General features: G+C 45.5%; 23 protein-coding genes. 4 read left to right on the top strand and 19 right to left on the bottom strand.

What is annotated here, in order from left to right:
- Positions 1–231: 231 nt before the first annotated feature.
- Positions 232–585, bottom strand: coding sequence for a hypothetical protein (locus tag MHI42_RS34855; RefSeq protein WP_042138203.1), 354 nt, complete (start codon positions 583–585; stop codon positions 232–234).
- A 201-nt stretch (positions 586–786) separates the two neighbouring features.
- A complete protein-coding gene (locus MHI42_RS34850; RefSeq protein ID WP_171716111.1) occupies positions 787–1,626 on the bottom strand; it encodes a DegV family protein in 840 nt (279 codons plus the stop codon).
- A 240-nt stretch (positions 1,627–1,866) separates the two neighbouring features.
- Here MHI42_RS34850 and MHI42_RS34845 point away from each other — a divergent pair, with 240 nt between their 5' ends.
- Positions 1,867–2,097 (top strand): hypothetical protein, encoded by a 231-nt coding sequence (locus MHI42_RS34845; protein WP_342422161.1) that lies wholly within the window; start codon positions 1,867–1,869, stop codon positions 2,095–2,097.
- Positions 2,098–2,220: 123 nt separating this feature from the next.
- Here the strand turns inward: MHI42_RS34845 and MHI42_RS34840 are convergent, their stop codons facing one another.
- Both MHI42_RS34840 and MHI42_RS34835 read right to left on the bottom strand, forming a co-directional pair.
- Positions 2,221–3,204, bottom strand: a complete 984-nt coding sequence (locus MHI42_RS34840; RefSeq protein ID WP_342422160.1) for an aldo/keto reductase — start codon at positions 3,202–3,204, stop codon at positions 2,221–2,223.
- 87 nt (positions 3,205–3,291) lie between these two features.
- Positions 3,292–4,152 (bottom strand): aminoglycoside phosphotransferase family protein, encoded by an 861-nt coding sequence (locus MHI42_RS34835; protein ID WP_342422159.1) that lies wholly within the window; start codon positions 4,150–4,152, stop codon positions 3,292–3,294.
- 153 nt (positions 4,153–4,305) lie between these two features.
- Here MHI42_RS34835 and MHI42_RS34830 point away from each other — a divergent pair, with 153 nt between their 5' ends.
- On the top strand, positions 4,306–5,115 hold the full coding sequence (locus tag MHI42_RS34830; protein WP_342422158.1) for an alpha/beta hydrolase: 810 nt from the start codon (positions 4,306–4,308) through the stop codon (positions 5,113–5,115).
- Between the two features lie 119 nt (positions 5,116–5,234).
- Here the strand turns inward: MHI42_RS34830 and MHI42_RS34825 are convergent, their stop codons facing one another.
- Positions 5,235–5,921 carry a metal-dependent hydrolase gene (locus tag MHI42_RS34825; protein WP_342422157.1) on the bottom strand — a complete coding sequence of 229 codons (687 nt, stop codon included), beginning with the start codon at positions 5,919–5,921 and terminating at the stop codon, positions 5,235–5,237.
- A 206-nt stretch (positions 5,922–6,127) separates the two neighbouring features.
- On the opposite strand from MHI42_RS34825, the gene MHI42_RS34820 reads away from it, so the two are divergent.
- Positions 6,128–6,916, top strand: coding sequence for a PaaX family transcriptional regulator C-terminal domain-containing protein (locus tag MHI42_RS34820; RefSeq protein WP_342422156.1), 789 nt, complete (start codon positions 6,128–6,130; stop codon positions 6,914–6,916).
- Between the two features lie 67 nt (positions 6,917–6,983).
- Here the strand turns inward: MHI42_RS34820 and MHI42_RS34815 are convergent, their stop codons facing one another.
- From MHI42_RS34815 to MHI42_RS34780, 8 genes are all read right to left on the bottom strand, one after another.
- Positions 6,984–8,909 (bottom strand): thioredoxin domain-containing protein, encoded by a 1,926-nt coding sequence (locus MHI42_RS34815; RefSeq protein ID WP_342422155.1) that lies wholly within the window; start codon positions 8,907–8,909, stop codon positions 6,984–6,986.
- Positions 8,910–8,946: 37 nt separating this feature from the next.
- On the bottom strand, positions 8,947–9,108 hold the full coding sequence (locus MHI42_RS34810) for a DUF255 domain-containing protein (RefSeq protein WP_342422154.1): 162 nt from the start codon (positions 9,106–9,108) through the stop codon (positions 8,947–8,949).
- A 119-nt stretch (positions 9,109–9,227) separates the two neighbouring features.
- The gene (locus MHI42_RS34805) at positions 9,228–10,037 is read right to left on the bottom strand and encodes a hypothetical protein (RefSeq protein ID WP_342422153.1); all 810 of its coding nucleotides are present in this window, start codon (positions 10,035–10,037) and stop codon (positions 9,228–9,230) included.
- Positions 10,038–10,391: 354 nt separating this feature from the next.
- The gene (gene avs4, locus MHI42_RS34800; protein WP_342422152.1) at positions 10,392–15,119 is read right to left on the bottom strand and encodes an AVAST type 4 anti-phage nuclease Avs4; all 4,728 of its coding nucleotides are present in this window, start codon (positions 15,117–15,119) and stop codon (positions 10,392–10,394) included.
- A 233-nt stretch (positions 15,120–15,352) separates the two neighbouring features.
- The gene (locus MHI42_RS34795; protein WP_171716123.1) at positions 15,353–15,817 is read right to left on the bottom strand and encodes a hypothetical protein; all 465 of its coding nucleotides are present in this window, start codon (positions 15,815–15,817) and stop codon (positions 15,353–15,355) included.
- 31 nt (positions 15,818–15,848) lie between these two features.
- A complete protein-coding gene (locus MHI42_RS34790; RefSeq protein WP_342424860.1) occupies positions 15,849–16,277 on the bottom strand; it encodes a recombinase family protein in 429 nt (142 codons plus the stop codon).
- A 12-nt stretch (positions 16,278–16,289) separates the two neighbouring features.
- Positions 16,290–16,559: a hypothetical protein gene (locus MHI42_RS34785; protein ID WP_342422151.1), complete on the bottom strand. Its 270-nt coding sequence runs from the start codon at positions 16,557–16,559 to the stop codon at positions 16,290–16,292.
- A 266-nt stretch (positions 16,560–16,825) separates the two neighbouring features.
- Positions 16,826–17,026 carry a hypothetical protein gene (locus MHI42_RS34780; RefSeq protein WP_342422150.1) on the bottom strand — a complete coding sequence of 67 codons (201 nt, stop codon included), beginning with the start codon at positions 17,024–17,026 and terminating at the stop codon, positions 16,826–16,828.
- Positions 17,027–17,307: 281 nt separating this feature from the next.
- Between MHI42_RS34780 and MHI42_RS34775 the strand changes: the two genes are divergently transcribed.
- Positions 17,308–17,526, top strand: a complete 219-nt coding sequence (locus tag MHI42_RS34775; RefSeq protein WP_036733492.1) for a helix-turn-helix transcriptional regulator — start codon at positions 17,308–17,310, stop codon at positions 17,524–17,526.
- Positions 17,527–17,864: 338 nt separating this feature from the next.
- On the opposite strand, the gene MHI42_RS34770 is transcribed toward MHI42_RS34775, so the two are convergent.
- The 6 genes from MHI42_RS34770 to MHI42_RS34745 form a co-directional block, all read right to left on the bottom strand.
- Positions 17,865–18,161 carry a hypothetical protein gene (locus MHI42_RS34770; protein WP_342422149.1) on the bottom strand — a complete coding sequence of 99 codons (297 nt, stop codon included), beginning with the start codon at positions 18,159–18,161 and terminating at the stop codon, positions 17,865–17,867.
- A gap of 203 nt (positions 18,162–18,364) precedes the next feature.
- Positions 18,365–20,323 carry a carbohydrate-binding protein gene (locus MHI42_RS34765; protein WP_342422148.1) on the bottom strand — a complete coding sequence of 653 codons (1,959 nt, stop codon included), beginning with the start codon at positions 20,321–20,323 and terminating at the stop codon, positions 18,365–18,367.
- Positions 20,324–20,359: 36 nt separating this feature from the next.
- Positions 20,360–21,370, bottom strand: a complete 1,011-nt coding sequence (locus MHI42_RS34760) for a glycoside hydrolase family 130 protein (RefSeq protein WP_342422147.1) — start codon at positions 21,368–21,370, stop codon at positions 20,360–20,362.
- A gap of 56 nt (positions 21,371–21,426) precedes the next feature.
- Positions 21,427–22,263, bottom strand: a complete 837-nt coding sequence (locus MHI42_RS34755; protein ID WP_171716129.1) for a carbohydrate ABC transporter permease — start codon at positions 22,261–22,263, stop codon at positions 21,427–21,429.
- Between the two features lie 13 nt (positions 22,264–22,276).
- Positions 22,277–23,179 carry a sugar ABC transporter permease gene (locus tag MHI42_RS34750; RefSeq protein WP_171716130.1) on the bottom strand — a complete coding sequence of 301 codons (903 nt, stop codon included), beginning with the start codon at positions 23,177–23,179 and terminating at the stop codon, positions 22,277–22,279.
- A gap of 105 nt (positions 23,180–23,284) precedes the next feature.
- Positions 23,285–24,673, bottom strand: a complete 1,389-nt coding sequence (locus MHI42_RS34745) for a sugar ABC transporter substrate-binding protein (protein ID WP_042138230.1) — start codon at positions 24,671–24,673, stop codon at positions 23,285–23,287.
- Positions 24,674–24,768: the final 95 nt, after the last annotated feature.

Genomic DNA, 24,768 nt, shown 5'->3' with positions numbered 1-24,768 from the left:
CTGAAGCCGGTCAGCAGCACTTCAACTGCCAGATAAATCATCCGGCAGCTTATTACATGCAGCACCCGCACAAAGCATGGGGCTGCAGAAACCGCATCACAAAACCGGATCGGCAAGATGCTGATCCGGTTATTTTTGCATGAGCAGGTTATTCCCTCTACTTACTCTACTTATTACAATAGCCGCAGCGGTCAAGCACGCATCCGGGCAACTCTCCGGCCCGCACCCGGCTCAGATTAACGAAATTGCCAGCAGTTCGAATAATACCAGCGGCAGGATGACATTATTATTCACCGGCCCCGGATACGGATAACCTGGACCTGGATAAGGCTTGTAATACGGATTGTAGTATCCGCGTCCCGTTTCTGTAGTTATAGTCACCGTGAGGTACAGATGTTTGCTGTCCATGCCGGCAATGGTGCCTTCATGCATCTGTCCATCGATGGTCTGTACCTTCACATTATGGTTCAAATAAGGCTTGCAGGACTGGTGCAGAGAATCGCGGACACCGTGCAGATGCTGGACCACCGCAGGGTCAGCCTGATAGATAACCGCTGTTTGCGGGCCACTATGATATGTCGACATGAATGTTTAACCTCCGTATAAATGGATTTGCTACATTCTATGCACATGCCCAGCCCAGGGTGCCTAGCCCGCTGCCGTCCCTCCACCCCGCTTGCTGTAATTCCTCCGCCTCTATACCAAAGCAAACTAAAAAGCCGTACACCGGAAAGTCCTTGTATACGGCTTAGCTATTCACTTATTCTCCATTAAATCTGCAGCAGCCTAAAAAGCAACGCCGATTCCGCCCTGTCCTGCATATGTACCCATCACAGGTCCCATGGTGGACAGCAGAATTTCTTTGAAGGGATGCTTCTCCAGAATACGCTCCTTAATTTCCAGCGCCAGCATCTCGCAATTGCTATGGACGATGGCGATGACCGCCTGTTCATAATCATGCTGCTTCTGATCCAGCTTGGCCAGCAGATGACTCAGTGCCTTAGGAAGTCCCCGGGTCTTCTCGACCACTTCAACAGTTCCCTCATCGCTGATCTTCAGCAGCAGCTTAATGTTCAGTACAGAAGCCACGGCACCGGAGATCCGGCTCAGCCGCCCGCCTTTGATCACATTCTCCAGAGTATCCAGTGTGAAATAAGCGGTGGTCTCTTCAACCTTGTGCATCACTTTATCTTTCAATTCAGCCAGACTTGCTGCCGTCAGCGACCATTTCGCTGCCATAGCCACAATCAGTGTCAGTCCGCCTGAAAAAAGCTTGGAATCTATAATTTCAATCGCATTCGGATGTCCTTCTTCCTCGTACATCTCCTTGGCGATCATTGCGGTCTGATAAGTACTGCTGATATTGGAGGACATGCAGATGACCATAATGTCAGTGCCTGCTTCCACTTGTTTGAAATTGTCCAGGAAGACCTGTGGACTTGGGCTCGCCGTAGTCGGCAATTCCTTCGCTTCATGCATCTTCGCATAAAAAGTCTTCGCGTCCGTATCATAAGGCATGAGTTCATGTCCGAAATGAACCGGCAAATGGACAATAGAAATGTCGTACTGCTCTACGTAATCTGGGGGTAAATCGGAACCGCTATCCGTTATAATCTTGATGGGCATCAGAGTGCTCTCCTTTCAATTCTATACTAGTATAGTCACCTTTTATGTAAACCAATAGTACAATTTATAACTTGTCAAAAGCGTTTTTTTGTGCTTAGTGTTATTTTTCACAGCTCAGCAGACTATTCTGCCTGAAGGATTGTTACTCTCTGCGACTATTAATAGCTGCATCAGGTTCTTTCTTAACTTCCCGTCTTATGATATGGTTTATGCATAAGTGAATAGAAATGGAGTGTAACGATGAGCAAGAACAAAGTGTGGAACAGAGGCAAACATAATGGTGCCGGCCTGTCCAAAAAGACCCCCGCTAACGTAGAATCCGAAGGTACAGCAGAGACGGCTGCGGCAGAGAGCATCAGCCCCGAGGAAACTCCGAATCCGCGGATTGATACGGTGAAGCCGATGAACCGCAGCAATTGGGTATCCAGACCCGCCCGCGTGAAGCCGCAGAATCCAGAGCGCAATAAGTAACTTGCCCTTAATGGGCAGCAGCTTAACATTACCGCATCCAAAAAAAAGAGGAGCCGCATACCTTACGCGGCTCCTCTTTTATCATACAACGCACACTCTTAGCTGGTTCCCTAAGTGCAGCTGCTACAGATTCAAGCTTCGCATACTTTGCTCCGGATAACGCATGCCGGAGGCAGCCCCTTGAGGCGCAGCCTCATCAATCTGCTGCAGCTCCTCAGCGGTCAGCTCTATGTCCAGTGCACCTACGTTCTCTTCCAGATACTTCGTCCGTTTCGTTCCCGGGATCGGCACGATGTCCTCCCCTTGCTTCAGCAGCCAGGCCAGCGCAAGCTGAGAGGGCTCGCAGCCCTTCCCGGCAGCAATCTGCTTGATACGTTCCACCAGATCCAGATTCTTCTTGAAATTATCCCCCTGGAAACGGGGGGAGTTGCGGCGGTAATCATCCTCGGCCAGATCCTCGAAGCTCTGAATCTGCCCGGTCAGGAAACCGCGCCCCAGAGGACTGTACGGAACGAAGCCAATGCCCAGCTCGCGGACAAGCGGCAGAATTTTGTCCTCCACCTCACGGCTCCACAGGGAATATTCGGTCTGCAGCGCCGTTACCGGATGAATGGCATGAGCGCGGCGGATGGTAGTGGGCCCTGCCTCAGACAGCCCTATGTAGCGGATTTTGCCTGCTGCAACGAGATCGGCCATCGCGCCAACGGTTTCTTCAATTGGCGTGTTCGGATCTACCCTGTGCTGATAGTATAGATCAATATGATCTACGCCAAGCCGCAGGAGACTGGCGTCGCAAGCCGACTTCACATATTCCGGACGGCCATTTATGCCGAGCATCTGCCCTTCCGGACTGCGTACATTGCCGAATTTGGTCGCCAGCACAAGATCGTTCCGTTTGCCTTTGACAGCTTTGCCGACCAGCTCTTCATTCCGTCCCACACCATACATATCTGCCGTATCCAGAAAAGTAACTCCCAGGTCCATGGCCCGGTGAATCGTGCGGATGGACTCCGCTTCATCCCGGCCGCTATAGAAATCGGACATCCCCATGCAACCGAGTCCAAGTGCAGACACCTGCAGCTTACCGCCTAGCATTCTAGTATTCATTCCCTGCTTCCGCCTCCCGATTTGAAATTGATACCTTGTCTGCCCTGATCATACCACAGTCAAATTCCAATATCATTTACGGCACCTTTAGAGCAGACCTTTCGGCAGATACCCGTTGCGATCCAGAATAGCCTGCATCATCGCAAGCGTATCCGGCTGCAGCGGAATACCAGTAGTTCTATACAGCTGGAGCCAGCGCAGACAAGCCAGCGCCTCGAATAGTTCAAGCTCTGCTGCAGTGTAACTGCTCGTTGCAAGAAATGCTGAACGGTAGACTTCTGCATAATGCTCCCCCGCATAGACCCGGATAATTAGAATAGACCACGCTATATCATATCTCGGATCGCCCAGCTGGACATTCGTCCAGTCTATAATGGTGTAGGCTCCGGCTGCCTCCAGGATATTGCCCGCATGATAGTCTCCATGGATCAGATGATGCGAGGTTATTCCAGCCTTGTCTGCCAGCCCCAGCGCCAGCCTTCTGATCTCCGGCTGACCTCCCCACTCCGGGAAGAAGTAATCTGCGAAATCATATGCGGGTACTTCTATACTGCTTAAGGAATCTATTGGAAGCCTATGTATATCCAGCAGATTTTCTGCTATGGCTGTAAGAACGGAGGTATTCGCTTCCGTGAGAGGCACACCATCAAAGCTGGTTAACAGCACCTGATTGTCCCCGGGGTCCAAGCCCCAGGCATAAGGCCGCGAAACCGCACGGCCCTGCCGGTACATCTGCTCCAGCACTTTATATTGAATAGAGATATCCGGCCGTGAATCCCGGTTCCATATTTTGAACACAAGCTCTGTATCCGGCAGTGTAACTCTGTATACCTCGGCTTCCAGCCCGCCCTCTAGCGGGGTTATGACCGCCTCATCTGCCCTTTGCAGAATCGCCTCATATTCCGCACTTTGCTCTTTCCAGCGGATATTGCTTAGAACATTATTCATGGTTATGAATCTTCCTTTCTGTTGACTGATTCTTGTTCGCTTGTCATTATGCAGCTGCTGTCAATCCAAATACTTGTATTCTAGGCACTTTCCTCAGGTACCTGAATAATATAAACCAATTAAACCATACAACGGATAAATGAGGGAAGCTATATGGAGCATTGGATCAGAGTCGAACCGAACGTGAAGATTTATGTTAATGATATCAACCCGCTGGGCAGCAGAACGATTCTCTTCGTCCATGGCTGGCCTGCTAACCACCAGATGTTCGAATATCAGTACAACCAGCTGGTGCCTATGGGCTACCGTTGCATCGGGATGGACATGCGGGGATTCGGCAATTCGGATAAACCGCTGGGCCGGTACGATTATAACCGCTTAGCTGATGATATCCGCTGTGTGATCGGGGCACTCGGACTGCAGGATATTACACTCGGCGGACATTCAACCGGCGGAGCCGTAGCGATCCGGTATATGGCCCGGCACCAGGGATATGGTGTCTCCAAGCTTGCGCTATTCGCTTCGGCAGCCCCCAGTCTGATTCAGCGGCCGGGCTTCCCTTACGGGACGACCAGAGAAGCTATTGAGCAGATCATTGAGGCTACCTATAAGGACCGGCCCAAGATGCTGCATGATTTCGGCGATATATTTTTCTATCAAAAAGTATCCCAGCCGTTCTCAGACTGGTTCTTCCAATTAGGGCTTGAGGCCGCAAGCTGGTCCACCATCGCTGTCTCTAAGGCTTGGCTCGAGGAAGAGTTGTTTAATGACCTCCCACGGATACAGGTGCCTACGCTGATTCTGCACGGTATTCATGATCAGGTATGCTTCTTCCCGTTGGCCGAGGCACAGCATCAAGGAATCCGTCATTCGGTACTGATCCCCTTCGAGAACAGCGGACACGGCTTATTCTATGACGAACGCGACAAATTCAACCTGGAGCTGTCCCGGTTCGCCAAGTAGAAATCATCCGCCATATAACAACAGCCGTTTCTTTGCGGAAGCAAAAAAACGGCTGTTTAGTCATTTTACATTTTAAATCACGTATCAGTTAGTTCATCCTTAATCCTCTGTATACAACCTTACAGCTCCAGCGTCTCACCATAGCCAAGCGCCGAGCCTCTGATTCCCGCTTCTTCCAGCGCCTGAACGAAAGCACCTGCATCCTGACGGATCGGCGGGAAGGTATTGTAGTGTACCGGAAGTACATGTCTCGCTCCCAGCCACTTAGCGGCGATGAGTGCATGCTCAGGTCCCATGGTGAAATGTCCGCCGATCGGCAGAATGGCCAGATCAATCTCGTACAGCTCCCCGAACATCTTCAGGTCTCCGAACAGTCCGGTGTCCCCTGCATGCAGAATGGTGCGTCCCTCAGCTTCAATAATGAAGCCCGCAGGCGTCCCGCCGTAGATACTTTGTCCATCTTCAAGTGTAATACTTGAGGTGTGGAAGGCATGGATCATCGTCGCTTTGGCAAAACCAAGATCCACCGTCCCCCCGATGTTCATGCCAATCGTCTGGGCGCCCTTACCCTCCAGGTAGGAGGCTAACTCCACAATAGCTACAATCGGAACATTATTACTTTTGGCAATCGGCGCGGCATCCAGAATGTGATCCATATGGGCATGAGTCAGCAGCACCGCATCTGTCTTAATATCTTCAACCTTCGTCACCGCTGCAGCATTGCCGCTAATAAAAGGATCGATAATCAGCGATTTGCCGTTTACCTCGATTTGAACACAGGAATGGCCATGGTAGATAATTTTCATTGATTTTCTCTCCTCTTCGCTGCTAAATTCAATGGGTTTAAGGGATTGAAATCGTGCAAAAACCCAAAGTTTACGTTACAATGACACCAAGCTGCTCTGAAACCAGACATGCTAGTGAACCAATACAATATAACTATTTTTAATACGTTCGTTCGTTTTTATGATATATTCATTTCTGCCAGCTGTCAAGAGAGGTGTGAAGAACATTGCTGTCCGTTGAGAAAACCATGCTGTTCCTGTTGTCCAAGGTGGAGCAGATGGGCGCCCAGCAGTTTGTTGAGATTTACGAGCAAAGGGGGTACACCTCCACCTATATCCGCAATGCCCTGTCCCGTCTGAAAAAAGAAGGCTATATCGCTTCCCCGTCACGCTCCTGGTACAACGTTACTGCCGAGGGCCTCGCCTACATTAAGGCGATTAACAGCAAGCCCGCCCGGTATCAGGAAAAGTGGGATCACACCTGGGATGTGGTCATGCTGGAGGTTCCTGAGTCTGAACGCAAGAAGCGCGACCAGTTCCGTACGGCGCTCGGCCAGCTGGGCTATGGTCTTCTATATAACAGTGTGTACATTTCACCATGGAACTATCGCGATGAAGTCGCAGCATATATCCAGAAGCTGGAGCTGGAAGGCAAGGTGTCCATCCTGCAAGGCCAATTCCAGGAAGGATCCATTACGCCACAGAAAGCACAAGCTATCTGGCAGCTGGATGAAATCGAAGCCTTATATCAGAAGAAATCGGACTGGCTGCAGGAAGAATTCGTTCCATCTTTGCACGAAGCTCTCCAGGCGGGTCAGCCGCTGCAGCTATTCCTGCTATATCTGCAGATGGGAGAGGAGTTAAGCGGCCTGTTTATGGCCGATCCCTATCTCCCGGATGAGCTGCTGCCGGACCATTGGCCGGGTAAAGTGATCATCGCCGCAATGAACGAGCATATGCGTAGAGCCGCACAGGCCATTCCTGCGGATTCATTCTATGCCCCTTTCGTCAGATAAGATGATCTTGGAAGGATGCTTAACACAAAGAGCAGCCCAAACCGCAGGCTGCTCTTTGTGTTATATACTACCCTTCGCGATTACCGGAGGCCAAAAGCTCCCGGACCGCCTCCATATTCGTAACCGGCGCACGGCAGGCAAAGTTACGGCAGACATAGGCTGTCGCATCGCCGCGGACCGCCGGTTTATCCGCCAGATGCGGCAGAAGGCGGAGAATGCCTTCGCTATCCCCTTCCCAATTGACGATTAGCGCAGCGTCAGGCAGATAGGCCTGCTGCACCTGAGCCAGCATGCCGTGCAGCGCCGGGTCCTCTTTTTTGCCGGAGAGCACCCATTCCCTGCCGCCCGAGGTCATCGCCAGATGGGCCTGCAAATACATCGCATAACCCGGCGGATACTCCGCTGCCGCAGATGAAAGTACCGCAGCGGTACGCTCGGCGATGCCTTTGAGCTCAACGTCCTGGGCAATCACCGACAGCTTCCAGAGCAGCTTCGCCGCTACCGAATTCCCGGATGGAATAGCCCCGTCATACAATTCCTTCGAGCGGATAGGCAGTTCTTCCCCGTCATGGCCGGTGAAGAAGAAGCCGCCGCCTTCGGAATCGTGGAACAGCTCCAGCAGACCATCCTTGAGCATCAGAGCGCGTTCCAGATAGACCGCCTGACCCGTAGCTTCATATAGTTCGCTCATTCCCCAGATCAGGAAGGCATAATCATCCACATAAGCGGGAATCGCCGACTCCCCGTCACGGTAACGTGCCAGCAGCCTGCCATCCTCGCGCCGCAGCTTGTCCCAGATGAAGTTTGCTGCCGCTTCTGCGGCCTTGGCATATTCAGGCTTTTGCAGCGCTTTGGCCCCTCGGGCCAGCGCCGCGATCATCAGCCCGTTCCACGAGGTCAGCACCTTGTCATCCTTGAGCGGATGAATGCGCTGCTCGCGGTAGTCGAACAGCTTCCCGCGCCATTCCTCCATCCGGGTCCGCAGGCCCAGCGGGTTCATGCCCATGCGCTCTGCCATTTCTTCCGGCAGCCCCTGCAGCAGATTCGGGATATTGGCACCCTCGAAGTTGCCTTCCGGGGTAATCCCGTAGACATGGCAATACGAATGCATGTCTTCCAGCCCCAGGGCCTCCTCAATCTCATCACGGGAGAAGACGTAGAACTTCCCTTCCACGCCTTCCGAATCCGCATCCTCCGCAGAGTAGAAAGCGCCTTCGGGCGAAGTCATATCGCGCAGCACATAGGTGAAGATCTGTTCGGCAATCTCCGCATACAGCGGTTTCCCGGTAATCTGGAAAGCTTCCAGATAGACGTTCGCCAGGAGTGCGTTATCGTAGAGCATTTTCTCAAAATGCGGAACCAGCCATTCCCGGTCCGTGGAATACCGCGAGAACCCAAAGCCCACATGATCGTACATGCCGCCCCGGTACATCGACTCCAGCGTCTTCTCCACCATGCGGAGCGCTTCCGGCTGATTGTGCAGCTGGCTGTACGCCAGCAGGAAGGACAAATTATGCGGCGAAGGGAACTTCGGCGCATTGCCGAACCCGCCATATTCCTCGTCGAACTGGCGCCGGTACAGCTCATAAGCCTCATGCAGCAACTCATCGCCTGGGATACCGCCGTCTACATCAACCGAGTTATACGCATTCTTACGGTCAAGTGTATGAAGCTCTTCAAGCAGGTCATCGCCCAGCTTATTGAGCGCCTCCCCGTCCTGCTCCCACTTCGTGTGGATCTGCTCCAGCACATCCATCAACCCGATCCGGCCAAACATCTGCCGCTTCGGGAAATACGTCCCGGCATAGAACGGCTTCTTCTCCGGCGTCAGCAGCACCGTCAGCGGCCATCCCCCGCTCCCCGTCAGCGCCTGACACACCGACATATACAGCGCATCAATATCCGGCCGCTCCTCGCGGTCTACTTTGATCGCTACGTAGTTGTTGTTGAGGATTTGGGCAACCTCTGAATCTTCAAAGGATTCGCGTTCCATTACGTGACACCAATGACAGGTACGTGTGAATCAACAACTAGCTATACCCAATAGATAAGAAGACAGGCTTGTTGTCGCGCTGGGCGATTTCAAAAGCTTCTTCCGACCAAGGGAACCAGTTCACTGGGTTGTGAGCATGTTGCAGCAGATACGGTGACTTTTCCTTGGCTAATCTATTGGGTACTTTTTGAGTTGTCATGGGGCATCACCTCTTTTCGTGTTGGATTTGGGTAAAGTATTGCTTAAGGTTAGTTTACCCAAAAAGGTGGGGGAGGGCGCAAGAGGAGCCAGCTTATATTTCCAGTTAAATTTTCAAAATTATTTCCCACTTATCATATCCACAAAAAGATAATGATTTATTTCAAGGCGCTTTTCAAAAATAAGGTTTCTAATTTCTTTTTTTCTTTCAATTAACTTGTAGTTTATGCTTTCAAAATCATCCTTTTTAATATGTTCAACCAAAATAAATTCAAATTCTACATACTCATTAACTTTTTTCTCCAATCTTTTTTCCTTACTAACCTCGAAATATTTGCATTTCTGATCTATTGCCCGCTCAATGTCATTATCCAATACCTTGCATTTATATAATTTTTCACTTGGAAGAAGGTATAGAAAATAATACGGTAAATTAAATTTTGTTATACCTTCAAAGTAATATCCTCTACTACTAACAAAACTTGTAAGAAGTTTTTCGAATTTACTTTGAGAAATATCGAAGCCTAGAATCTTAGAAATACATTCTCGTAATTCTTCTGGATAAGTTTTGATAAGTCTTACAATTTCATTATTTTTCTTTTGCCCTGGAATATCTGTATATAACTTACCAGCTTTGTCATTATGGAATGGACAATCTTTATATTCATATTCGTCAAAATCAGCTAATTGCGGTACATTTTCAGTAAAATGTCTCCCATGTAATGCTCGTTTTCTTTTCCTATCCGTTTGATCTTTAACATATAAACCAATAAAATTTATTGGATTACCACAGGCAGGACATATTGCTAAGTATCTGGTCCTTTTTCTAATTACTTGACAGTAAGGATGTTTCTTATCAGTTAATTTTTCGAAATTTTCTCTTGTAATTTTATATGTTTTATTATCATTAAGTATCTTAAATGAATCCATCTCTTTCCTCCATCTTGTAAGATTCTAAATAAGCAATTATAAATTTTATTTTAATAATACTCTTGATATTTTATAGCTCTCCTGTTATAAAATGATGAGCCTACGAAAATCAAAATAAACACATTTTGATTAATATAGCTATTTACTTGATGAAAACAAAAGTCTCTACCAGGTAAATCATTTTACTGGATTACGTTCGTACTACAGCAAATATGGCAACTTTTCGATTTGCCATGGGCATCACCTTTAAACATATGGATTCTCGGTAAAGTGTTACTGAAGGTTTCATCTAAAAGAGTAAAGACAGACGTAAAGAAAGGAAAAGGTAATCACAGAACAACACACAAGTATATTTTATAAAATTTTCTCTCTCAACATGTAACCAACGACAGAGCCTTGTTCCACCAAGAAATTCAGTATAACTAAAACTTCCTGCTTTTGTTTTTTCCCTCTTCTTATGTCTTCTCGTTGTATATAAATATACTTTTTAATGATGGACTCTAAATAATACACAGTATTTGTATCTAATTTCGAGTTCCATAATACTTCACTTCTATTTAACATTTCTGAAATCCAGATTACTCCTGGGAGTAAGTAGCTCCTGCCAATACTGTTTAATAGCTTGGACAGTGAGTATAAAGTAGAAGGACAATGGCCTATTTTTCTGGAAATTTCTTTGAAAAATCTTTTATTTCTTTCACTAAAGGTTCTCCACTCCGTTACTGTTTCTTTCCATTGGACCGTTGCGAATAGGTAGCTTTTTATTATGTCGCTTACATACCAGGGCCGCTCTCCCTCTTTAGCGAGTGTAGTTACTTTTTCAAAGAATGCATCCCATACTTTCCAAAACTTATCATTCGAATTAAGGTTATCCTCAGCAATAATAAATTGATCAAACAATTCTGAGAAAACTTTTGAGCTATTAAAGTTTTCAATAAACGGCTTCAAATACAATGGTATATACGCTTCGGAAGAGCCTAGAACCAAGTTTGTAAATTTAACTAAAAAATCATGCTTAATAGAGTAGTCAATTCTATCTTCTCTTCGATCTGATACCAATTCAGTTGCAAATTTAGATATTATATCTTTTGCAATCTGTATATGCTCAGGATCTTCAGTTCCTAAAGGAATCAATTGGAATGGTGTTATCAAGGATTTTAAATCTAATTCTGAAATATCTTCCAGATCATTTAGTGTAATTTTGTTTGCAATAACTTTTTGTATATCATTTTCATAATCGAGAGCTAAAATCTCAATCACTTCATTTTCACTCAAACCATAACTACTTTGTCGACGCCTTTTTTTCCAGAGTTTTTCGCGAACCGATTTATATTTGGGAACTAAAAACAGATAACCAATAAAAATAGCATGAGCGTCTTCAAAACTCAAATCCCACAAATCCTTTAATACTGCGTTAGCCGCGAAGTCTGAAAAGTCAGCATACATACCAATTCTATTTGGATCAAAAAGTATCATTAGCAATATAAATTTGATAATGTCCTTTTCATTAGAAAATTCTTGCATTAAGATAGGCAATACTGAAATTGCAGATTCCACTCCATCTGATATCTGATACTGGTAGTTCGATCTAAACGATGAAGTGGCTGCTTCCAGTATAATCTCCTTGCAAAAATCTTTATCTTCATCAGTAAGTATATTGAGAAAATCTCTAATTAATACAGAAGAAACTTCTGAAGGAATTGAATGATTCAGTAGAAAGAATCCTTCATATTCATTCTGTTGGTTAAGTATTTCTGTTTCAGCGAGTCGTTCAAGCTCTCCGATAATCTCCAGTACTTCCTTAAGTGCAACTTTAGGATCATCCTCATAACTGATGTATTGCTTATACTGTTCTTCATTTTTCATTCTATAGTATGCCCAAAGCTTTAACGAAGCATATTTCATCTTTTCAGAATTTTGTTTTAATCCAGTTTCACTATAGTCACGAACCTCTGGTTCCAACTCAGGATTAAAGCTTATGAGAACATTACCATCCTTTTCTTCCAAAGTAGGGTTCATTTTTCTTTTGTCAATTCTCGCCAAATAAAGCTTCCACGTTTTTGTATGCTCTTCTTCAACTAATATTTCTGACATTTCATTGTAGTATGTATCCAAAACATCCCAAATAGCCCTTTGCCTTTGTTCTGCGTCCTCCTCATTAACCCCTTCAGTTCTAAAAAATTGGTATTCAAGCGCAATGTGTTCGAGGCTTTTTGATCTATGCTTATCATCACAGGTTCCGATACGTTCGTCCTGAAAAATCTTAGAACTATAGTTTAATCCATATCCGATGGAATAACTAAATTTTGCAGATAGATCAAGTACCATTCTACTAGTGTCATAAAAGAATAAATCTTTAGTTTTAAATAAATTGATTGCAATATTAAATGTTTTTTCTGGGCATGCCAAAACAACACTCACTACAATTGCAGTTATCGAAGTTGACTTGGAGTTCTTTAATAAATACAAAAGCCAGCCTTCTAATGTTACAGCATCGATATCCTTTGCAGCCTCAAGAAGTACTTTTTCCAAAGCCATATGCATTGATTCCAGGACATCAGGCGCAACTTGAGTTCCTCTATAGAGATTCCACAACCTATTACAAATATATTGTTCGTAACTTTGATCTTCAACATAAAGCTGTATTGTTGCAACTTCATGTTGTCCCAACTCAGATTTCGCAAAGCACTCTGTTGCTTTATTAGTAAAGTCTAAAATAAAGTTAATTGTCTGAGCGAATTTAGTCTTCAAAAGCCAATAAATCGGAGTTTGATACGCGCTAGCAGGAAAATATCTATCTATTCCTTCATCTATACCAAAGTATTTACTAACACCGATATCTAGGTTTGAATAAATATCTTCTCTTTCGTAAGAACGAAGCCAAAATAACCCTCCTAGTTTCAACACATATTCTGGTAACGCTTTTATAATTTCCATATTCACAAAAGTCTTAGTCAGTAACATCTCAATCAAGTCATAGTAAGGTGTCCTATGATCTTTTGCTTTGTTGGTTAATACCTCATCAAAAACAGTTGCTAGTTCTGCTTTAAGTTCCCCCGCAGCATACAAAATTGTCTGTAGTATTTTATCCTTAAAATCTTCGTTACGAGAAATATATCCTTTTTCTTGTACTATCCATTGATAATATTTAAAGGCAATTAGGCCTGATAATCTAGTAGTCTCTCCTTGCTTGAAGTTCGAATTCCAATCATGAACAATTGGTAAAATAAAGTTTATATTCTTTATCCCAATTTCATCTAAGTTATTATATACAAATTGAATGAGGCTTTTCCATCCACTCCCTTTGGGTTTTGTGAAGATATATTTGATTGACAAGATATCAATATTTTTAATTTCTGACTGAAAGACATCATCCACTTCCTTACAAGAAATTCTTAATAAGAAAGAAACCCTTCGTAGTAATTCTTTATCTTTATCCAAAAAAGTTCTTTTGAAAGAGCTGAAAAAATATTGGGAGTAATCGCATAGTAATACCGCAATTATTATCTCATCCTTCCAAAATCCGGCTACTTGCTCGTCATCCATTATTTCTTCAATGAATTCTTTGATTGAATTGTTTTCAAGATAAAGTTTCTCTGAAATCCAATTTCTAAAGCTTCTACGAATCGCAAATGATTCTCCAACTTTTTCAAAGAATCCAATATTATTTTCTTTTTTAACAAACTCAGATTCAATTATTTTTTCTAAAGCCCATTCTTCATAAATGTCATGAGTAATAAAGTAACCAGCAATCTCATAACCTAGTACACCTTCTTGAATAAGTGCTTCTATATTAATATCATTGGAATCAAACGTTAAAAAGAATTGATTTTCATTTGCTCTTTTAAACGCAATCTGCAAAAAATATTGTTCCCTAGATGGTTTTGCTTTTTTTATTATTTTATTCCATAACAATTCTTTAAATTTTAAATACCCTGCATTACTACCTTCAGTATAGAATTTAAGATACTCACTTAAATAAAATGGGGTTGTAATTAATTCTAATAACTTAGAATCATTAGGAAGTTCGAAGTTATACGTACTTGCCAAGTATCCTAGTTCATCCTGACTTAATTTACTGACATGAATTTTTAAGGGACTACGTTGAAAATGATCAATAAAATGAATATCAAGATCAATTAAGTATCTGCTTCTTGCAGTAAAAATAACTTTCCATCCAGTTCGCAGTAATTCTGAGAGGAGTTCTTTAAAAGGATTATGATTATTTAGATCCATTAGCTTTTCAGCAGAATCTATTACGAATACTTTTTTATTATCATTGTTATGAACATCAATAAAATCCTTTAAATTGGCATCACCAAATAAAAGATCAACATTCGCTACCTCAAATTCATTTGCTTTTATTATATAGAAAGGAATATTACTACCAAGATTATCATATAAATTTTTAACAACCGCTGTTTTCCCAACTCCTCCTTCTCCGCTTAATACTATTATAGAATCCCGCTCCAAATAAGTATTTAAGTCCTGAAGAAGCTTACTTCTATCTAACGCTATATTGTACTCACTGAAAACAATTGAAGTTTGAATCTCCAATAATAAAGATTCAGTATGCCTTCTCATATCCTTTATGGAATCCATAATGTTCTTTTTTAAGCTGAAGAAGTAATGCGGGATTAATTTATTTTCTAATACCACAAAAGGTGATTCAAAATAACTAGCGGTTCTCCACTCAATTTGAATCTTGAGTTTTTCAGCTTCTTTCTGAACCGCAAGCTTAACCTCAGAATCACTTTGAAGTTTCCCTTGTCCCCATTCTTGATTAGTAAAAATGATGATTTTTGTTAAGTCAGGATATCTATCTTTGCTTTTTTTCAACATCTCTAATAGATCTATTTTGTGCGTTGATAATGTAGTCTCATAGAATTTTGCCTGCCATCCAATAACTTCGTTTTCATGAATTACAGGAATGGTTTCAATACCAGTTTGATTCTTGTAACGAAAAATACCTAAGGGTAACTTAAACTCAACACAAAAGAGTAAATAACACAACCATTCAAAGTTACTTTGTGGGTTCTCACTAAACTTCGCTTTAAATATATTCCAATCCGGTTTAATCATTAACCACAATTCCCCCCATTGAAATTTATATAGTCTAAAAAGAAAACACAATTCAAAAAATTACCATGGATCTATTCTACCATTTGGAATATATATTTCAAAGAACATTTGTTTGTATTTATCGGGTTAAATTCTTAATCATGAATCTTTTATTCCTAATGAATTAAGCCTCTGGAAGTGTTCCCAGAAGCTCGCATTTATATCTATTAAATAATTCAAATTAAATATGTATTTCACTTATAACAAACCGTCAACTCCACCCGATTCCCTTCCCGATTATACACAACCCGCTCCACCAACTTCTTCAACGCCCAATTCTTCTCTTCACTAGTCACCGCTTCACTCCACAACTCCCTAAACTGCCCAATCCGCTCAACGATCTGCTCCATCGTAGGATAATTTCCTTCATATACTACCACCTTTCGCAAATTCAGCAATTCTTCCTCCAGTTTCTGAATCTGTCTTGTTCTAACCACCTTTCGCTCCATAAATACCTGCTTCGTAATAATGTCCTCTTCAATGGATTCATGTAATTTATCTAATGCCCGTTTATGCTTTTGCAGCTCCTGCTCCTTCACGGAAATCATCGTCTTCGTATCGTTATAACCACGACCTTGCAGCTCGATCTCCTGCAACATGTTCTGGTCTACATTAATAATCCGCTCATATAAAGCATCAAAAAATTCTTCGTCCAGCACCTTGCCCTTCTGCTCACATTTGCTGCCATCCTTATAATGGTGATAGCATAACGCGCTCCAGTATTGACCTTGCTTCTTGCTTTGGCCACTCTGAACTGCATTCTACAGCCACACTTTTCACAGTAGAGCAATCCCGAAAGGGGAAATATATTTCTTCGATATTGGGATTCATCAGCCTGTTCTTCACTAAACGTTCTACAATGGCATCATGTTCTTCCTGGGTCTTCAATTTCTCATGTGTTCCCATGAGCTTGATTCGTTCCTCTTCAGGGACAATCTCCACTTGACCACGTTTTGTTCGTGTTTTTCCGTAGGTGATGTAGCCAAGATGAATCTCGCTCAAAAGCAGCCTCTGCACAGTCACATTGGACCATCCCTTGTCCCTTCCATCCGGCTTAATGTTGTATGGCGTAGGTATCTTGTTATCCGTTAACCATATCGCAATATGCCCAAGATTGATTCCACTCCGATATTATTCAACTATGGCTCGATAAATAGGGCGCTTGCCTTCATCCACCCGTACCGATTTTGTGTTCTTATCATAATAATAGGGAAATGGTGGCTTACCGTTCGTCCACATGCCTTTCTTGGCTCCTGCTTCTTTCCCTTGCTTCATTCTGTGCTTAATCGTTTTATACTCGATTCTGGCGAAGATAGACATAAAATCAAACGATACATCGTCATTGTCCACTTCCAGATCGTATATCTTGCTTGGTGTAATGATCACTGTCTCCGAGTTCATACAATTTGTCTTCGACATGCCGAAGTAACTTCTGCATTTCCTTCCGGGCCTCGATCTTTTCCCCTGAAGCCACCTCTTCATATAGCCTATAGGGGCATTAAGAGAATTCCATGAACATGTTGCTGAACTCATTAGCCGAAACAACCAAAACGAGGCCGAAATGGACATACCTCTCCCCAAATCAAACTATTCTACACAAGACAAGCCTGAATCTTAACAAAATAAAAACAAGCCGATGCGTATAACCACTCACGCACCGGCTTGTTTTATTTCAGGCTATTTCGAACAAATTCCCGCTCCGCTTTTTTCAATTGCTTTAATGAATTCTCGAAAGAATATGGAAACCTACCTCTAAGCTCAATCAGCTTTTCAACCTCTGCCAAGGCAATAGCTTCCTTAATAGCAGGAATCCACCTCTCTTGAACAGTGCCCCAACTTTCTGCCTGAAGAAGCTCGTCTATCAACATAGGCAACTTAGAATTAGAAGTCTCATAACTCTCTCCTATCCGACTTTATTTATTCCAAAATCAACTTCTCCTTAGTCTGTATAAGTTCTGCCTCATGTTCCAATACTTCTACGAGCATCGCTGCTCCCATTATGAAGCCAAGAGTATAGGCAGCAGTCCTCTAAAAGACTCACTTATACCCCCTCCCAAATCATCATCTTCTTGATTATTTTAGCGAGTTTTTCGCTAAAAATCAATAGCGAATAATTCGCTAAGATATGCTTGCGTTGGAGGTGTTCGATATGTATCAACGTATCCGGGATTTACGCGAAGATAAGGATTTGACGCAAACTCAAATGGCGGAGTATTTGCAATGCAGCCAGCGAATCTATAGTAATTATGAACGCGGTGATGTCGATATCCCCACGGCGATTCTTATCAAGCTGGCAGACTTTCATATGACGAGTACTGACTATTTGCTTAATCGAACGAACCAAAAGAAACCTTACTCCAAAAGTTAAATTAGAAAATTAGAATAAAGCGTAGATGCTGTAGGATTCAAAATGATTCATCTCATCTATACACTCGTTGGTTGATGAATATTAAGAATCTGCGGCTTACGCTAAGACAACGTTCCGGCTCATAGAAAAAAGCTCATTGGCTATCACCATGAGCTTTTTTATTGGCACCACTACTTCAATTTAATACCTTATAAATAAAAAACCTTATTTTACTTTCCATATCTGCTTTGCTACATTAAAGCATTCCTCATACCCAAAGGGTTCGCCATAACTGGAAGAAAATATTTCTTGTATGCTTCTGGCTAGTTCTTCGACTGTTCCCCCAGCTATAGCCATGTTTACACATGCAGCCCTAACCGCAGAGCCAATCCTGCGGAGAATTCTTTTTGAGAATCCAATTTCAGTTCGTTATACACTTTGGTCATACGTGCCTGTGCTTGTTCCAAATCACCTGTTAAGCAAAAGAGCACTGTTAAATGATGCGGGTTCTCGTAGATTCCAGCTTTCTCCCTTAACTCCATTACCCCGATGATATCTTCAACCTCTTCAACCTGCCACAGATGATGGATTATATATTCTGTAACGTCTTTCGTTATCCTTTGTTTAAGTTGTTCGACGTTAGAATCCCTCGTCATTTTGTATCACTGCTCGTTCTTCGTTAGTTCAGTAACTGCGTATCTGTAGAACTGAGCTTACGACTGTTGGAAAAGATGGCCTCTATACAAATTCCAGGATTAATACAGAATTCAACCTCATATTGTGTATTCCAATTGGATGCCTGCAGCAAGTCCCTAGTTCACTTCACTTAGGAGACTTGCTGTTTTTTGTGTTAGTTGGTCTATTTGAACTGGAACCAAGTTAAATTTGCAACTGTGGTTGAATCTGACTTAACAAAAGTAACATATACCGTATGAGTTCCTACCGCTGTCCCGGCATTAAGCGGGATATTCTTGAGGGACCATGTCTGCCATCCGCCTGTGCTTTCGGCCGTCCAATAACCCAGCATAGTGCCTGTAGGGCTATCCAAGTGGAATTCGATCCTTCCGCCGGAATTAGCGGATGCAACCTTCATATCAATACTTGTTTTAGCTGTACTGCCAAAGTCTACATTTTTAAATGCTATATAGTCGCCATTACTGCCTCCACCCACATCCAGCCCGCCGTCCGTGCTTGACTCATAGGACATAACACCTGAACTAAGGTTATAGCCTTCCGCTTCAAATTTCAATGTGTTGAATTTTGGCTCTGCAGCATAGCTGTTCGTATCTGTTATTTTCAAATCTGTCAAATTATTCACCGCAACTCCACCGACGCGAACATTGTTTAATGTCACTCCGGAGACCGTTGATGTGTCACTCCAACCCTTCATTATTGAAACTTCACCTAAAGCGCGTAAATTGATATTATTATAGACCACATTTTTTATCGGACCGGTTTTTGCCGAAAGATCCAACCATCTGGAGTGAACACCGGATCTTGGCCAGAAGCCTTCTACATCTATATTGTCAAATACGATGTTTTGTGCTGCTGGAGTCCCATAGAGATGACCGACTGCTAAAGCGCGCCAGCATCTGTATACAAAAGAGTTTTTAACAACGATGCCATCCTGAAGCTGTTTCACTCCATCTCCAACCTTGAATGCTCCACATCTGCTCCAAGCCAAAGCATCATCGACAACTACATTTGACTGGTTTTCAGGAGTTCCCGGCCAGTTTGCAGCGATATCCGTAGTGGCTACATCCCAGGTCTTAAATGAGTAGGTGTCATCCTCCGATACTGCTACAGTGTGCTTAATGAGTACATTCTGGCTCTCTTGAATGTCTATTGCATCATTCTCATAATCAAGTTCATTGTTGTTGAAGTGCTTGGTATTCTGGAAGGTTACGTTATTAGATCTTGTAACGATTGTAGCCCAGCCACCACTGTCTCTGATGGTTATGCCGTCAACCGTGAAGTTGCTGCACTGCAAGGGTACAAGAATATTGTTCAAATAATTGTTTGTATTTCTCATATAATGGCCATTGCCGTCAATCGTTCCCCTACCGTATATCTTAATATTGTTTGCATTGGTTTCGGTATAAATAAACCAGGTTCCATCCTTATTCAGAGAATTCTTATGGAAATGGGTAGTGTAATCGCTTGGATTTCCTGAACCCCTTATCACAGAACCACCCTCCAAATAAACCGAAACATTGCTTTTTAGAACAATGTTACCGCTCTTGTACACGCCGGCTGGAACGTATACTATACCGCCGCCTGCTGTGTTAGCCGCATTAATGGCGTTTTGTATGGCAGTTGTAGCCAAAGCGGCACCGGTACTGTCGGCACCGTACCCGGTTTTAACATTGTATATCCCTGTACCGGATGAAGCCGGAACATTGGTTTCAAGAGCATCTGCCGCAATAACCAGATCTTTCAGGTTATTGATTTTAACGATAAGATAGGTTGGTGATGAAAGTGTAAAGGTAAGTGTATTTCCGCTCTTGGCTGCAGTGATCCCCAAAGCTTTGGGAGAAATATTATAGGTATTGATTGTCTCGCTTGCTGTTATTGTGATTGTAGTCGTACCTGAAAAAGAGAAATTACAATAATTATAGTTTACAAATACCTCCGAAGTGTCGATTACCGGTATATTGGTAGCGTCTGCTGTTACCGTGTATTGACTGGTCGTAGTATAGATCGACGGTAACGGATAGCTTACAATTGTACCCGCTGCACTTGCTGTCAAAGGAACGACAGCTAAAAGACTGGCGAGCATACAAACAATTAAACTTAATAATTTTAACTTTTTTAGCATAAATAAACACCCCTTTCATATTTTCAGAAAACACTCTTATCTCTGCTCCGGCTCCAGACAGAGCCGGAGCAGATCGTCCACATGGGCCGTTGCCAGACATTCCACCGTATCCGCAGAGCCGTAATAGATCTTGACCTCGCCGTCATCCTCCAGAATCATCCCTCCCGGAAAAATCACATGATTGCGGAAGCCCCCGCTAGTCTCATAGTCTGTCTCCGGTGCCAGCAGCGGCTGCATGCTCATGCCGATCACCTTGCGGGGGTCTTCCAGATCCAGCAGCATAATTCCGGCGGTATAGCGCTTCTTCCAGGTATCCTCCCAGCCGTGCTTGCCTCTGGCCGGGTCCACATCCACCGCATGGAAGGTGGTCAGCCAGCCCTTATCCGTCCGGACCGGAGGTGCGGCCGGGCCAACCTTGTCATTGGCAAACGGCACCTGCTCGACGGCGAGCAGTAGGCTGGAGTTGCCCCAATGCACAAGGTCCGGCGACTCGGATATCCAGGCATCGAAGCGGTCCCGGCCGCCGCGGCTGTATACCGTGAAGGGACGCTCCAGCCGGACATACTTGCCGCCGATGGGCTCGGGAAACAGTACCATATTGCGCAGGTCCGGTGTAGACAGGCTGAGCACCTCGAAGTGTTCCAGATCATCGGTAACGGCAATTCCGCCGCGAATGCCATGGTGCGTATCCACGGCAAAACACATATAACAACGGCCGCCGATTACAGTCAGGCGCGGGTCGTAGGCGCGGATAATTTCCTCGTCATGCATTTTGAACACTGGCTTCGGGCCGGCGGTCCAGCTCAGTCCGTCGTCACTGTAAGCAATGCCGAGATCCGTGGTGTGGTGCGGCTCAAGCGTCTGATCGACCAGTGAGCCGTAATCATTACGGAAGATCATCACATACTTGCCGTTAAATTTCGTTACACCGGCATTGAATACCAGTGCGGTGGGGTAAGGAATCTTCGAGGCATCCAGCACCGGATTTCCCGGATAACGCCGGATGAACGGGGCGGATTGCAGTATTGCAGGAACCTGTAAAGTCATGGGGTGAACCTCCTTGAATGTTAAATATGGAATATGGGTTGCGCAGGGCCGGACCGCTACCCTTTGAGGGAACCGGCCGTCATCTGCATGAAGGATTTGTTGGCGAAAAGATAGGCCACGAGAATCGGCAGAATGGACAAGCAGGCGCCCGCCATCATATAGTGGGTCTGGGAAGCGGCCGAAATCCCGTATTTCAGGTTCGCCAGCCCGACAGTAAGCGTCTGCAGCTCCGGCTTCGTCATCGTGAACACGAGCGGCAGCAGATATTCATTCCACGCGCCGCGGAAGGTGAACAGCGCACCTACGCCGAGTCCGGGTCCGAGCAGCGGCAGAATAATCCGCCAGAAGGTCCGGCCGAGCGAACTGCCGTCGATCAGCGCCGCCTCGTCCAGCTCCCGGGGGATTCCCTTCATGAAGCTGAACAGAATGAAGAATATCGACGCGTGTGCGGAGATCAGGATCAGAATTACGCCCCAGAGGCTGCTGTGCAGATGAAGCTTAACCATCAGATCGAATTGCGGACGCAGCACCACCGCCCCCACGGCCACGAACATGGTGAAGGATTGCAGGCCGATATATATTTTTTTGCCGAAAAAGTCCATCCGGTCCACCACATAAGCTGCCATGGAAGAAACCAGTAAAGTGCCTACTACCGCCGACAGTGAAATAATCAGGCTGTTCAGCGTATATTTGGAGAAATTCGCCTGTTGCCAGGCTTCAGCATAGTTAGAGAAGTGCCAGCTGCTTGGCAGGAAGGTCGCTCCGGTGGTCAGCTCGGCATTCGTTTTGAAGGAGCCCAGCACGGTGATGACGACCGGAATCAGGGTGATAAAAGCAAAGGCCAGCAGAAAAATCCACAGTACAGTGTTGCCCAGTATGGTTCTTATTCGCATCTCGCGTCTCTCCTCAATCGGTCTGATTCATCCGCCGGGAGGCGTAGAAATAAATGAGTGATATGATCCCGACGATTATCGCGGACACAAAGGCGACCGCACTTCCATATCCGAACTCCTGTACCTGAACTCCGGCACTCCCCCCGCCTATAGGGAAGAATAATTTGTATAAATACAGGAACATTACTTCCGTCTTGCCTACCGGGCCGCCTTCGGTCAGAACCATAATGCTCTCGTAGCCCTTCAGGGCTGTAATGATCGCCAGCATAATAACCATCTGCATGACAGGTCCGAGCATCGGCAGCGTCACGTAGCGGAACTGCTGGATTTTGCTTGCCCCGTCCAGGGCAGAGGCTTCATACACATCCTCAGGAATATTCTGCAGACCGGCGAGGAAGAGCAGCATATAGTTCCCGACCGCGCCCCAGGCCGCAACCAGAATGACGGTGAGCATGGCATACTTCGGACCCAGCCAGTCAATCCCGGAATCGCTTAGACCGAGTTTGATCAGGAACTGATTGAGAATCCCGTTATACGAGTTGAAAATGGTAAAGAAGACGACAGCCATAACGGCTGTACTGATGACGGTCGGCATGAAAAAAATCCCCCGCAGCAGCTGTCTGCCCCGCAGCCCCCGGTTCAGGATTGCGGCCAGCAGCAGAGCCAGCGGAATCGTGATCAGCAGCTTGCCGCCTGCATAGACAAAGGTATTCACCACCGAATCCCAGAATTGGGTATCCTTCAGAATGCGGCTGAAATTGTCCAGACCGGTAAACCGGGCCGTTCCATAACCCTTATAGTCATAGAACATGTAGCGGAACGCCCAGGCAATCGGGTAGATTCCGAGCACAATGGTCAGAAGGGCGCTTGGAAAGATAAAGCTGTATGAGAATAAGGCATTTTTTGTTTTATTCATCTGATTTCTTCCGGCTCCTTTCCCTTACGGTCAGAGCAGAGGGGTGGAGAACGCAGCTTCCCCATCCCCGTCATCTGACCTGTTTCTCTATGTTTCGCCTTCCGGTTACTTGGCGAACTTGCCGCCCAGGCCGGCCGGATCAAAGCCTGCATCCGGCTCAGCCTTGATTCCGTCATTGGCAATGGCGCTGTCCAGCGCAGCATTATAACGCTTGTTCAAATCCGCGATGACCGCCTTCAGATCGCCGCCATTGAGCATATATTTGAAGAAGGCGTCATCCGACTTCATGCCCTCCGGTGCAACCGCCGGATAGATCGGCCATACCCCGTCATTTTTATTGGGAAGGAAGCCTTCGATGCCGTTGACATCCGGTGTTGCGGCAACCGCACTGATGGATGGAACCATGGAGATGCCGAAGCCTTTCTCCTGATAATCCGTCAGCACCTGATCCCCGTACATGAACTGCATGAACTTCCAGGCCGCTTCCTTATTCTCCGATTTCGAGCTAAGACTCAGCCATTGGCCGCCGAGGAAGCCGGAAGCGCCCTTCACCATGCCGTCAATTGTAGGTGCCGGAGCCGCAGCCCAGTCGATCTTGGCCGGGAACTGGTTCTTGTACACACCAGGCTCAGAGGAGTAGGAGATATACATTCCGATCTTGCCTTCGGCAAATTGGGCCCGCAGCGGATCGATATCCAACGATTCCACACCCGGAAGCATGCTGCCGTCATCCTTGATCTGCTTGAAGGCATTAATAATCGGCTCGAGGCCGCTGAAATCGTAGCGGGCAGTCTTGAAGTCATACCCGAAGCCGCCATAACCGCTCATTTCCGCAATGACCCGTGCCGAACGTGCGAATGCACTGGAGGGACTCTTGAAATTCAGTGCAAAGCCGTAAGCGCCGTCAGCCTTACCCGCTTCGGTCAGCTTTTTGGCTGTATCCACCAGCTCCTGCAACGTGGTTGGCGGATTCTCGACGCCCGCTTTGGCGAACAGGTCCTTGTTGTACACCAGGCGCATCGTCGTTCCGTAGTTCGGCAGGCTGTAACGTTTGCCGTCAAATTCATTCAGATCCGGCATGGCCGGGAACTTCGCCTTCAGCTCATCGGTGAGGAATTCATCAATGGGCGCGAGAAAGCCCTTCTTGTAGAACGTCTGGATGGTGTTCTCCTTCACCCGGATCACATCCGGGGCATCCGAGGTCTGGAAGGACAGATCCAGTGCGGTATCGAAGTCATCGCCCTTGACGACCAGCTCCACCTCAATACCGTCCGTATTGGCCCTGTTGAACTCGGCCACCTTCTCTTTCACGAAATCGGCGTCATGGCGGTCGCCCGTCCAGTAGCTGATTTTGGTTTTTTCTCCTGAACCGCCTGTCGCTGCATCTCCTGAGCCTTCTGCTGCATTGCCGCCGCCACTGTTACCGTTGCCGCAGGCTGCCAGGCCAAGTGCCAGAACCAGGCTCATAGATGTCATTAGCGTACGCTTCATCATTGGTAGTGCCCCCTTATTTATCGCTGCTGAATTTAACTTACAACCTGATTATAGAATGGGTAACGCTTTCACATAAGGCGGGTAAGCCCACATTG

The sequence above is a fragment of the Paenibacillus sp. FSL E2-0178 genome (assembly GCF_038593005.1).
GTDB classification, from domain to species: domain Bacteria; phylum Bacillota; class Bacilli; order Paenibacillales; family Paenibacillaceae; genus Paenibacillus_AQ; species Paenibacillus_AQ phytohabitans.
The sequence above is the reverse complement of the archived record's forward strand: the minus strand, read 5'-3'. Positions and strand labels throughout refer to the sequence as shown.

What these genes read in the sequence shown, in the direction of transcription:
- MHI42_RS34830 (WP_342422158.1), top strand. Translation starts at nt 4,306, where the DNA reads ATGGAGCATTGGATCAGAGTCGAACCGAACGTGAAGATTTATGTTAAT.
- MHI42_RS34775 (WP_036733492.1), top strand. Translation starts at nt 17,308, where the DNA reads ATGTATCAACGTATCCGGGATTTACGCGAAGATAAGGATTTGACGCAA.
- MHI42_RS34750 (WP_171716130.1), bottom strand. Translation starts at nt 23,179, where the DNA reads ATGAATAAAACAAAAAATGCCTTATTCTCATACAGCTTTATCTTTCCA.
- MHI42_RS34855 (WP_042138203.1), bottom strand. Translation starts at nt 585, where the DNA reads ATGTCGACATATCATAGTGGCCCGCAAACAGCGGTTATCTATCAGGCT.
- MHI42_RS34755 (WP_171716129.1), bottom strand. Translation starts at nt 22,263, where the DNA reads ATGCGAATAAGAACCATACTGGGCAACACTGTACTGTGGATTTTTCTG.
- MHI42_RS34745 (WP_042138230.1), bottom strand. Translation starts at nt 24,673, where the DNA reads ATGATGAAGCGTACGCTAATGACATCTATGAGCCTGGTTCTGGCACTT.
- MHI42_RS34760 (WP_342422147.1), bottom strand. Translation starts at nt 21,370, where the DNA reads ATGACTTTACAGGTTCCTGCAATACTGCAATCCGCCCCGTTCATCCGG.
- MHI42_RS34825 (WP_342422157.1), bottom strand. Translation starts at nt 5,921, where the DNA reads ATGAAAATTATCTACCATGGCCATTCCTGTGTTCAAATCGAGGTAAAC.
- MHI42_RS34810 (WP_342422154.1), bottom strand. Translation starts at nt 9,108, where the DNA reads ATGACAACTCAAAAAGTACCCAATAGATTAGCCAAGGAAAAGTCACCG.
- MHI42_RS34850 (WP_171716111.1), bottom strand. Translation starts at nt 1,626, where the DNA reads ATGCCCATCAAGATTATAACGGATAGCGGTTCCGATTTACCCCCAGAT.
- avs4 (WP_342422152.1), bottom strand. Translation starts at nt 15,119, where the DNA reads ATGATTAAACCGGATTGGAATATATTTAAAGCGAAGTTTAGTGAGAAC.
- MHI42_RS34770 (WP_342422149.1), bottom strand. Translation starts at nt 18,161, where the DNA reads ATGACGAGGGATTCTAACGTCGAACAACTTAAACAAAGGATAACGAAA.
- MHI42_RS34780 (WP_342422150.1), bottom strand. Translation starts at nt 17,026, where the DNA reads ATGTTGATAGACGAGCTTCTTCAGGCAGAAAGTTGGGGCACTGTTCAA.
- MHI42_RS34835 (WP_342422159.1), bottom strand. Translation starts at nt 4,152, where the DNA reads ATGAATAATGTTCTAAGCAATATCCGCTGGAAAGAGCAAAGTGCGGAA.
- MHI42_RS34840 (WP_342422160.1), bottom strand. Translation starts at nt 3,204, where the DNA reads ATGAATACTAGAATGCTAGGCGGTAAGCTGCAGGTGTCTGCACTTGGA.
- MHI42_RS34815 (WP_342422155.1), bottom strand. Translation starts at nt 8,909, where the DNA reads ATGGAACGCGAATCCTTTGAAGATTCAGAGGTTGCCCAAATCCTCAAC.
- MHI42_RS34805 (WP_342422153.1), bottom strand. Translation starts at nt 10,037, where the DNA reads ATGGATTCATTTAAGATACTTAATGATAATAAAACATATAAAATTACA.
- MHI42_RS34785 (WP_342422151.1), bottom strand. Translation starts at nt 16,559, where the DNA reads ATGAACTCGGAGACAGTGATCATTACACCAAGCAAGATATACGATCTG.
- MHI42_RS34765 (WP_342422148.1), bottom strand. Translation starts at nt 20,323, where the DNA reads ATGCTAAAAAAGTTAAAATTATTAAGTTTAATTGTTTGTATGCTCGCC.
- MHI42_RS34845 (WP_342422161.1), top strand. Translation starts at nt 1,867, where the DNA reads ATGAGCAAGAACAAAGTGTGGAACAGAGGCAAACATAATGGTGCCGGC.